Raw genomic sequence first — 8,493 nt, forward strand, 5'->3', positions numbered from 1 at the left:
TGTAGTTTGACATTAGGTTTTGGATTAAGTGGGAAGAGGTGGGATTAGTTAGGAATATGTGATAATTTGTTGTTTTTATGCATAAAATTTAGCATTAAATGCGCGTTTTGTCAAAATAGATTTTGACACCTAAAATTGCGAAAATTACCAAAAATCAGAAAAAAGTGCGTTTTCATTGTAAAAATGAGAAAAGCCTTTGAAAGTCCTTTGAAAGTCCTTTGAAGATTTTTAAAGAGTCTGTGAAAGCCCAGAAAACCGCCTTTGAAGACCCTTTGAAAAAAATCAATCCAAAAGTTCAATCGACTCCAAAATCAACCAAAAATGACCCAAAAAGCAAAAAAGATATGCGCCATATGGCGCGTTTCTATTTTTATGGGATATAATTATTAAAAAACAATGCATTATTATAATTTTTTAATGTAAAAAGAAACGCGCCTGTATTTTTCATTTTAGAGGGGCATTAAGCCGTATCTTGTGTAGTTACTAGATGTGCACTTTCAGCTTCGATTTGACGCTTTAAATGAATCTTAAGAAGAGGAAAAGTTGCTTCGACTTCTTCTGTGTCGTTGATGTTTTGAACAAGCTCTTGTAACTTTTTATAAAGCTCTGCTGCTAATTCCGCTATATCTTCAGGGGGGAGTTTTATATTTGCATCGCGATAAGTTGTATAAGCTATGCGACCGAGTTTTTTCATGAGTCCAGTAGGAATGGTAGGTGCTTTAAAATCCGCAGCTTTCGCCTTTGCTACGTCTGTAAACATTTCACCTTCACCTGTAGCTAGCCATTCCACAGAGACACCACAAATATTTTTGTAAATTACCAACATAGATACAGGTGGTTCGCGCAAGCCAGTTTCGTAGTTACTCATAGTACTTTCAGGTACTGCAAGATGATCAGCAAACTGTTTGCGTTCCCAAAAACCAAGAGCAAGCCGGACTTCACGTAATCGTTTTGCGAGTTCTGTTTTAGGTTCTTTTTTAGGCCGTCCCAAAAAAAATTACTCCTAATCCACATTTAGGTTGACTAATTCACAAAAGCGAATTATATCTCATATTACCGCCCGCTATTGAGGGCGTTTATTGTACATTTAACCCCACAAAAAACGGATGGTTTGAGCATCCGTTTAAAGCAGGAGCGAAAGTTATGACAACCACCCAAAAATGGGATCGCCATAGTATTTTAGCCGAGCTACGCCGCCGGAATATGACCTTGGCGGAGCTCGCGAAAGCTTATCAACTCTCCTCATCCAGTGTTCAACACATTTGGACACGGTCTAACGAGAAAGCCGAACGTGCTATTGCCGATTTTATTGGCTTGCCCGTTGAGCAGATTTTTTGTGACCGCTACCCCAAAAGTCGTCGTCGCATTTTTAAAGCCGCAAAACATGCCAACACAGATTCGCGTACACAGTCCGCATTGCGTGGTAATGCTGCTTAAAACTGTGTTGGCTTTGCGTGTGTCATACGCATTTGCCATGAGTTTAATTACCATAAGATGAAAAGGTTTATCAATGTCTAAAGATCAATACGAAATAGGCCAGATAAATTGCATAGCGTTGCATCATGGAGCAGCTATTTTTGTGGCTTTGTTTTCCATAGGTGGTGATCAGATTAGCTTTATCGGGGGTGGTTATGGTTGCTGTTTATAATTTATGGACGCAAGATGCCAGAAGCGATATCGTTAATTCTTATTCAGAAGCTGAACGTTTACAGGTGATGCTTTCCTGTTCTTTAAAAGCAGTGAGTAGTGGATTTAAGCATCTGCCGATCCGGTATATTATTGACCCACCGCATGGCTTATTTGATGCGGCGTTAGCACGACAGATTGTTATTCATATTTTGCATTATCAGTTTGAGGTACCGCGGCGGCGTATTGTTGCCATGCAAGTACGGCAGCAGACTGCTATCTTTCTTGCTTTGCAAGTGATTAATCGGCGTTTGGAAGAACCAGTTTTTGCTAAAGCCTATCGAAGATGGGCGGGGCGTGCGATGGATTTGTTCTTTAAAGAGATCAGAAAGGCGGCGGCGTGATGGCACAGTTTCAAGAGATTGCTTTAGATTTGATTGTTGTTCCCGAACGTATACGGCCCTGTAGATGATGAGCATGCCAAGGCGCTTGCACAATCGATGGCACGAGAGGGGTTGATGAATCCGATTACGGTGCGCCATACCCCCAATGCTAAGGAAGGCAATTACACGCTGATTGCTGGTGCGCATCGGCTGAGGGCTGCGGAGCTTTTAGGTTATAGTAAAATTGATGCGGTTGTGGTGCAAGCGGATAAGGACAATGCTGCGCTTTTAGAGGTTGCGGAAAACCTTTTTCGTAATGAATTGTCAGTGATTGATCGTGCTTTGTTTGTCCAGACCTACCGTGAATTATGGGAAAAGAAGTATGGGGAAATTAAGATTGGTCGGAATAAAAAATCAAAGGGACAAGTTGTCCCTTTGATCGGCGGTGATGGACATTTAGAAAAATTGGATCAAGTTGATCCTATTTTTTATACGAGTGAAGAAAGTGGCGCCAAAGGGATAACTTTGTGCTTTTCTAAACATGTAGCGGACCGTATTGGTTTGTCCTCAAAATCAGTAAAACGTCTCAATCGCATTTCCAAGTATTTACAGCCGCAGTTGCGGTCTGTTTTGCGGGGGACGGCATTGGCGGATAATCAAGCGCAGTTATTAAAGCTTGCCAAGATGGAGCCGGTTTCGCAACGGCGGGTGGCGATTGCTTTGCAACAGGTTGAGGGGGATTTACGGCGGGCTGTTGATTTGGTCAACGGGGTTAATACGCTGCCGCAAGTTAATGAACAAGAACGGATTTTTGCCCAATTGTTAGGGGTGTGGCAGAGAGCAGATGCGCAGACACGGGCGCGGTTTTATGATTATTTGAACAAGCAATCAGGGGAGGAGCAGGCATGAAGATGCGTGGTTCCCATCAACTTGATTTTTTTCAACGTCCGGTTTTTCCTTGTCGCGAACCTGTTGCACAGATTGATTTAGAGCGGTTTCGCTCTCGTATAAAGCGCGCTATGGCGCGGGCTTTGAGAGAATGCCGGCATGAGCGCAGTGAGATTGCAGAGCGCATGGCGCATTATTTAGGCATTGGGTGTTTGAGTAAGGCAAGCTTGGATGCTTATGTTGCAGAAAGTAAGCAGGTTGATATTTCGCTACCACGTTTTAAAGCCTTTGTGCGGGCGACAGAAGCCTATTGGCTTTGGGATGAGGTTGTGAGTGAAGATGGATTGTTGCTGTTGCAAGGAGATGAGGCGCGTTTAGCAGAGATTGCGCGCCTCCAGCAGGAACAGCGGGAGATTGCGGCGCGCTTGAAAGCCATGCGTGCAACGCCGGTGCAAATTAAACGGGGGCAGCCATGAAGGAATGGTTTTGTATTGCTGAATTGGCTGAGGCGGCTTTGCCAGGATTGCCGAAAACAAAAATCGGTCTCAATAATCTCGCACTAAAGAAATGGCGTTTAAATACACAGTTGTTTCGTCAAACATTAGGCAAAACGAAGCCTGTTTGGGAGTATCACATTTCCTTATTACCGGAAGTGGCGCGGGCGGCATTGTTGGTGCGCTCTGGTGGTGGGTGTGTAAAAGAAAGTGATCAAAAGACAAGTGTTTGGGTGCGTTATGAAGGGCTTTCCAAGGCGCATAAAAAGCGTTGTGAAGAGCGTTTGAAGGCGCTTTGTTCTATGGATGATTTACTTCAAGCCGGTATGGGTGTGCATGATGCGGCAAGTTTGTGCGCGGTTCAGTTTGGTGTGAGCCGGATGTCGCTTTTTCATTGGCGGCAGATGGTGGAAGGGTATGAGCGCACTGATTGGTTGGCAGCTTTAGCGCCTTGTTATGGTGAGGAGCGTTTTTCGCAATGGGCTGAGTGTCATGAGGAGGCATGGGAGGTTTTGTGTTCGGATTATTTGCGTTCGTCCCGCCCTGCTTTTTCGGCTTGTTATCGGCGCATGGTTGGGGCTGCGCGTGAGAGGGGGGGGAGCCCATTCCTTCAGAGCGGGCGTTACGGCGGCGTTTTAAAGCGCAAGTTTCCAAAGCGGTTGTGGTGTTGGCGCGTGAGGGTGAGGAGAAGGCCAAGAAGCTTTATCCGGCACAACGGCGTGATCGCTCGAGCTTGCATGCTTTGCAAGCGGTGAATATGGACGGGCATAAGCTGGATGTTTTTGTGCGTGTGCCTTGGAGCTCAAAGCCTGTGCGGCTTTATCTGATAGCGATACAAGATCTTTATTCAGGCAAGATTTTATCATGGCGCCTATCGGATGCGGAGACTTGGGAAATCGTACGTTTGGTGATTGGGGACATGGTGGAGGCTTATGGTATACCGGAGCGTATGACCTTGGATAATGGGCGTGCTTTTACCAGCAAATGGATTTCTGGGGGTGTGCAAAACCGCTTTCGCTTTAAGATTAAGCCGGATGATCCACAGGGGCTTTTGACGAGTTTGGGTGTGCAATTGCAATGGACGACGCCTTATAGTGGACAGTCGAAACCGATTGAGCGGGCATGGCGTGATTTGGCAGAGGCGATTTCGAAGCATCCTTTTTGTGCGGGAGCTTATACGGGTAATAAACCGGATGCCAAGCYTGAAGATTATGGCAAGCGCGCGATAGGATTTGAAGCGTTTAAAGCCCATGTTGGTGCGCAGATTGTGGCGCATAATGCACAAGCAGGGCGCAAGGCGCTGACATGTGCGGGGCGCAGTTTTGATGAGACTTTTGCAGAAAGTTTGCAAGCAGAGGGGACGATTATTCGGCAGGCAACGGCAGCATAACGTGCTTTATGGCTTTTGACCTCAGAGGCATTGCGGACACAAAAGGGGACGGGGGAAATTCATTTTTATGGCAACCGTTATTGGGCGCGGGCGTTGAATGAGTATGCGGGGAAGAAGGTGATTGTACGCTTTGATCCGGATTATTTGCACCAAGATTTGCGGGTTTATGATTTGCATAATCGGTTGCTTTGCATGGCAGAATGTCTTGCGGATGTTGGCTTTTATGACCAGCAGGCAGCGCGTTTGAATGGGCGTTTGCGTAAAGAATATGTGAAGGCAGTTAAAGCCGAAAAACAGTTGGCAGCAAAGCTTGCGCCTGATCACTTGGCTGATGTTTATGGGCGCCTTGAAGGAAAAGATGATGGTTCAAAATCCAAGTTTGTTGTTAAGCCAAAGGTTAGCCGCTTGATGCCAAACCATGCGGGGAATTTAGCTTTGAAAGCCAATAGTTGTGAAGATTTAGGGGATGAAGAAGCTTTGGAACCCCAAGAATTTAGTCAACATTTGCACAAAGCTTTAAGACGGCTTTCCGCCTCTGATGAGGGGCGTGAAGTGATCAAGTTTCCTAAACGATAGGAAAGGAAAGGGGGGAAAGGAAGCCGATTTTGTATGGCGTACGGCTTGAAGTGTTCATTAAAGAAAGGGGGGAGGAATCTTATCCATTTCACAGTCTTAATCAATACAATCAAATTTTTAGGCAAATTTTTAGGCAAATCTTCAGATGCCTTTACCAATATCGGTCTTTCCCGCGAAAAATTTATGGAAGATCTGGAGAAAGATGCTACCGGTACTTTGGTGCGCTTTTTTAATGTGTTGGGCAAATCTGAACAAGGGATGCGCTCTCTGATTGCCATTGTGGGGCGCGATTTTACCGGTGATTTTGCCAAATTGGTGGGGAACCCCCAATTGTTAGGGCAAGCTTTAGATTATGTGAAAGATCCTCAAGTCTTTAAAGGTTCGGTAGAGCAAGAAGCCGACAAACAAGCAACCGGTGCCATGCGGCAATTTGAACTGTTGCAAAACCGTATTGTGGCTTTAGGGATCACCATTGGTGAAGTGCTCCTGCCTCCTCTCAACAGTCTCATGGAAACTGTTGGTAATTTTACAAATGGGTTTGGCTTTATGGGGACAGTCATCCGAGTGGTTGGGGCAGCTYTTTCYTCTGTTGTGGGGGGGATTTTTACCCCGATCGGGGCKSTCATTGCTGCTGTTGTGGCTGTCATATTGGCTGCTGGTTTTGCTTTGTGGAAATATTGGGATCGTTTTTCTTCTTTTGTCAAAGGCTTTGCACGGGGGATCATACARGCTTGGGGGCGTGTCTTTGAAGCCGTCATGCGTTTTTTTGGTGCTGATACCACCACCATCACCAAATGGAAAAACATCATTGCTGCTGCTTTTGATTTCTCTTCCCATTGGCAAAAGTTCAAACAAGGACTTTCCTCTGTTGKCGAGTGGTTTGGCAATTTGTGGGAGGGYGTTAAACAAAGCTTTTCCAACTTTTGGGGGTGGTTGAAAAGTTTTTTTACACAAGAAAAGCTCACAGAGAGTGCCAAGGCTGGTATGGAACAAGCGGGCGAAGATCTGGCTAATTCGATTGTCGATGGTTTTATGTCGTCTATCTCACAATTGATGGATTATTGTAAATCTTTACCTCACCGCATTAAGGGGTGGATTGGTTCCATTGAAGTTAGAGATTTTTTGCCAAGTTTTTTGGGGGGCAAAACGCCCATCCAACCCATAGCACAATTTGCGGGGGCTTCTCCTGTCAATTCATCTGCCAGAGAACAAAGAGACAAAGACCGTTCCCCCATCACCCACAATCAAAATGTCACAGTGCATGTCAATGGGGCGCGTGAACCCATGGCCACTGGTCGTGCGGTTGCTCATGCTCTGCAACGGGCACGCGCCAATGCCCTGCATGGCGGGACAGAATGATAAGGACGACAGAATAAGGGAAAAGACAGCGTGCTGGAAAGAACACAATGAGGGGAGGGCGCAATGATAGGAGAGATGCAATGATACATTTCGAAAGAGATGACGTGTTGGAAGGGATACAATCAAGGGGAGGGCGTCTATGAGAGATCCTTTGCTGATGTTAGGTCCACATCTCTTTTATGTGGATTGGCTGAATTTCCAATCCTTTGAGGAAGAGTTTTCTGCCTCCTGGGTTTGTCTAGAGCGTTTTGGAGAGGCGCCCGGTTTGCAATTTACTGGCTATGGCAATGATCCCAAAACCATCCACGGGGTATTGTTTCCAGAAGAGTTTGGGGATCGTGTCGCTCTTGATGCCATCACCAGAACCATTCGTGCCGCCAAGCCCGTTCAGATGATCCGTTGGATGAGTGACAACGGCTATAGTGCCATTCTCCATGGATCTGTGGTGATCACCAGTGTTACGAAAGATCACGATTATATTAGTCGTTCTGGTCAATCGGGGCGCATTCGCTATGCCATTCGCTTGTTACCGTTTTTTGATGGCGGAAAACCGCAAGGTCAATATCAGGTGGGACAATACCAAGAGGGATATGATCAATATTCCCAAGGGGAACAAACGCCATGAAGATACCAGAAAAGCACCTTGTGGTAGAGCTAGAGGATATGAGTCTTGATCTGATCTGCTTTCAACATGCTATGGCTGTATTAGGAGATCGTTCACAAGTTGGAGCGATCAGAGGTTATTGTGAGGCCACTTTGCAAGCCAATCCAGGTATTGCGAGATATGGTGCCCTATTGCCGCGGGGCTTAAAGGTCATTCTGCCTGAATTTGTATCCCGTGAAAAGAACAGCGTGGTGAAAAGGCTATGGGATTAATGCGCACACATCCCTTTATTGAGGTGAGGGTGGGGGAGAAACTTGTCCATGAGGTTTTTTACCAGCGTCTTTTAACGGCAACCATTACCGATCATGCGGGCAATGAAGCCGATACATTTGAAGCAGAGTTTGATGATCGTGGCAATGATTTAGAGATTCCCTCCAGTAACAGCGCACTCCAGGTTACCTTTGGCTATCAAAACAGCATCCGAGCCTTTATGGGGCGTTTTGTTGTTGAGTCGGTGGTAAGTATTGGGGGCAGTGATGGAGAGATTTTGCGCCTTTGTGGCAAAAGTGCTTCGATGCGTAAAGAACTTAAAGAACAGGCGAGTGAACATTTTGACCATAAAACCATTGCTGAGATTGTTGAGACACTTGCCAAACGTCATGGCTATCAAGCAAAGGTCAGTCCCCAATTTACCAAACAAACCTTGCCTTATGTGGTGCGCACCGATCAATCGGCGGTTGATTTTTTAACCCGCCTTGCGGACCGCATGCGGGCGCGTTTTTTAATTAAAGATCATAAGTTTTTATTTTTAAGCGGGGATAATTTACCATCCCTTACCCTCCATAAGCATGACTGTTCAAGCTGGGAATTCACCCTAGAGCCGCGCACCCAATACGGCACCATTGAAGCTTCTTATTTTGATCGCTCAACAGGGCAACAATGCCAAGTCAAGCATCAAACAGGTTTTAGCGGTCCTGTACGCCGTCTGCGCAGTTGTTATCCATGTCAAGAAGAAGCACAAGCGGCGGCTGCCTCCGAGTCGGATAGGCTTTGTCGTGCTGTAGGCAGTGGCTCCTTAACTCTTGCAGGACACCCCGAAATCATGGCGGATCAACCTCTCATCCTTCAAGGGTTCCGTGGGCAAATCAATGGAGAATGGAAAGCCGCTACCGT

General features: G+C 46.1%; 10 protein-coding genes and 2 pseudogenes. 11 read left to right on the forward strand and 1 reads right to left on the reverse strand.

What is annotated here, in order from left to right; all coding sequences use genetic code 11:
- The first annotated feature begins 218 nt into the window (after window positions 1-218).
- Entirely contained in the window at window positions 219-383 is a 165-nt protein-coding gene (locus CER18_RS10325) for a hypothetical protein (protein ID WP_210199641.1), read from the forward strand.
- A 77-nt stretch (window positions 384-460) separates the two neighbouring features.
- Here CER18_RS10325 and CER18_RS09280 read toward each other — a convergent pair whose 3' ends face one another.
- Window positions 461-991: a helix-turn-helix domain-containing protein gene (locus CER18_RS09280; RefSeq protein ID WP_100129695.1), complete on the reverse strand. Its 531-nt coding sequence runs from the start codon at window positions 989-991 to the stop codon at window positions 461-463.
- Window positions 992-1,143: 152 nt separating this feature from the next.
- On the opposite strand from CER18_RS09280, the gene CER18_RS09285 reads away from it, so the two are divergent.
- The 10 genes and pseudogenes from CER18_RS09285 to CER18_RS09325 all read left to right on the forward strand — a co-directional run.
- Window positions 1,144-1,437 carry a helix-turn-helix domain-containing protein gene (locus CER18_RS09285; protein ID WP_100129696.1) on the forward strand — a complete coding sequence of 98 codons (294 nt, stop codon included), beginning with the start codon at window positions 1,144-1,146 and terminating at the stop codon, window positions 1,435-1,437.
- Between the two features lie 73 nt (window positions 1,438-1,510).
- Window positions 1,511-1,648, forward strand: a complete 138-nt coding sequence (locus tag CER18_RS10135; protein ID WP_180299426.1) for a hypothetical protein — start codon at window positions 1,511-1,513, stop codon at window positions 1,646-1,648.
- On the forward strand, window positions 1,632-2,030 hold the full coding sequence (locus tag CER18_RS09290) for a hypothetical protein (protein ID WP_100129697.1): 399 nt from the start codon (window positions 1,632-1,634) through the stop codon (window positions 2,028-2,030). The genes CER18_RS10135 and CER18_RS09290 overlap by 17 nt, the downstream gene beginning before the upstream one ends.
- A pseudogene (locus CER18_RS09295) lies at window positions 2,030-2,918 on the forward strand (ParB/RepB/Spo0J family partition protein). The gene CER18_RS09290 and the pseudogene CER18_RS09295 overlap by 1 nt, the downstream one beginning before the upstream one ends.
- Complete coding sequence (locus CER18_RS09300) at window positions 2,915-3,373, forward strand: hypothetical protein (protein WP_100129698.1); 459 nt, start codon at window positions 2,915-2,917, stop codon at window positions 3,371-3,373. The pseudogene CER18_RS09295 and the gene CER18_RS09300 overlap by 4 nt, the downstream one beginning before the upstream one ends.
- Window positions 3,370-5,357: pseudogene (locus tag CER18_RS09305) on the forward strand (transposase domain-containing protein). Before CER18_RS09300 ends, CER18_RS09305 begins: the two are co-directional and overlap by 4 nt.
- A 45-nt stretch (window positions 5,358-5,402) precedes the next feature.
- Window positions 5,403-6,716: a phage tail tape measure protein gene (locus tag CER18_RS09310; RefSeq protein ID WP_245410098.1), complete on the forward strand. Its 1,314-nt coding sequence runs from the start codon at window positions 5,403-5,405 to the stop codon at window positions 6,714-6,716.
- Between the two features lie 139 nt (window positions 6,717-6,855).
- Complete coding sequence (locus CER18_RS09315) at window positions 6,856-7,341, forward strand: phage tail protein (RefSeq protein WP_100129699.1); 486 nt, start codon at window positions 6,856-6,858, stop codon at window positions 7,339-7,341.
- The gene (locus tag CER18_RS09320; protein WP_100129700.1) at window positions 7,338-7,592 is read left to right on the forward strand and encodes a tail protein X; all 255 of its coding nucleotides are present in this window, start codon (window positions 7,338-7,340) and stop codon (window positions 7,590-7,592) included. The genes CER18_RS09315 and CER18_RS09320 overlap by 4 nt, the downstream gene beginning before the upstream one ends.
- On the forward strand, window positions 7,592-8,493 hold a 902-nt coding region (locus CER18_RS09325; RefSeq protein WP_100129702.1), incomplete at its 3' end, for a phage late control D family protein. The genes CER18_RS09320 and CER18_RS09325, both read left to right, overlap by 1 nt.

Source organism: Bartonella tribocorum, from assembly GCF_002777915.1.
GTDB lineage: Bacteria > Pseudomonadota > Alphaproteobacteria > Rhizobiales > Rhizobiaceae > Bartonella > Bartonella tribocorum_A.

What these genes read in the sequence shown, in the direction of transcription:
- CER18_RS09285 (WP_100129696.1), top strand. Translation starts at nt 1,144, where the DNA reads ATGACAACCACCCAAAAATGGGATCGCCATAGTATTTTAGCCGAGCTA.
- CER18_RS10135 (WP_180299426.1), top strand. Translation starts at nt 1,511, where the DNA reads ATGTCTAAAGATCAATACGAAATAGGCCAGATAAATTGCATAGCGTTG.
- CER18_RS09290 (WP_100129697.1), top strand. Translation starts at nt 1,632, where the DNA reads ATGGTTGCTGTTTATAATTTATGGACGCAAGATGCCAGAAGCGATATC.
- CER18_RS09300 (WP_100129698.1), top strand. Translation starts at nt 2,915, where the DNA reads ATGAAGATGCGTGGTTCCCATCAACTTGATTTTTTTCAACGTCCGGTT.
- CER18_RS09315 (WP_100129699.1), top strand. Translation starts at nt 6,856, where the DNA reads ATGAGAGATCCTTTGCTGATGTTAGGTCCACATCTCTTTTATGTGGAT.
- CER18_RS09320 (WP_100129700.1), top strand. Translation starts at nt 7,338, where the DNA reads ATGAAGATACCAGAAAAGCACCTTGTGGTAGAGCTAGAGGATATGAGT.